This window comes from Mycobacterium sp. E1386, assembly GCF_001672745.1.
In the GTDB taxonomy this organism is placed as follows: Bacteria; Actinomycetota; Actinomycetes; order Mycobacteriales; family Mycobacteriaceae; genus Mycobacterium.
On sequence record NZ_LZKH01000121.1, the window covers coordinates 1 to 765 of the forward strand.

A 765-nucleotide genomic window follows, 5' to 3' on the forward strand; every position below is an offset into this window, starting at 1 on the left:
TCTTCACCGCCCTGCACGCGGTGAGCGCCACCGCGATCACCGGGGGCGACACCCCGCCGCCGGCCCGCATCGTGCTGCTCTCCGACGGCAAGGAGAACAAGCCGTCCAACCCCAGCGATCCGCATGACGGGGTGTACACCGCGGCGCGGGCCGCCAAGGCCGAGGGCGTGCCCATCTCGACGATCTCCTTCGGGACGCCGTACGGCACCGTCGAGTACGAGGGGGCCACCATCCCCGTTCCCGTCGACGATCAGACGCTGCAGAAGATCTGCGAGATCACCGACGGCCAGTCGTTCCACGCCGACAGCCTCGAGTCGCTGAAGAACGTCTATGCGACCCTGCAGCGCCAGATCGGCTACGAGACCGTCAAGGGCGACGCCAGCCTGGCGTGGATGCTGCTGGGGGCCGTCGCGATGGCCGGCGCCATCCTGGCCGGCTTGTTCCTCAACCGCCGGCTGCCCTCCTGAGCGATCAGACCGGGAGCCGCCGGTTGATCAGCAGCGCCAGCGCCGTCGCGATCAGGGCGGTGATGACGCCCAGGCGCAACCACCCGGCGCTGCCCGGCCCCGGCACCGTGCGGTAGCCGATGTCCTTCTCGATCGCGTTGTAGCTCTTGGAAAGCTCGGCGACGTTGCTGGCGGTGTAAGACTGCCCGCCGGACAGCTTGGCGATCATCTTCATCTGATCCGTCGCGACGGGGACGGCGACCCGCTGCCCGTCCATCTCGATCTCGCCGGTCTTGGTGCCGAACGAGATCGTCGAGAT

The 765-nt window shown here is 68.5% G+C and carries 2 pseudogenes; one reads left to right on the plus strand and one right to left on the minus strand.

The annotated features are described in order from the left end of the window. Window positions 1-467: pseudogene (locus A5709_RS13290) on the plus strand (VWA domain-containing protein); the annotation flags it as partial. Between the two features lie 4 nt (window positions 468-471). Here the strand turns inward: A5709_RS13290 and A5709_RS13295 are convergent. Next, window positions 472-765: pseudogene (locus A5709_RS13295) on the minus strand (hypothetical protein); the annotation flags it as partial.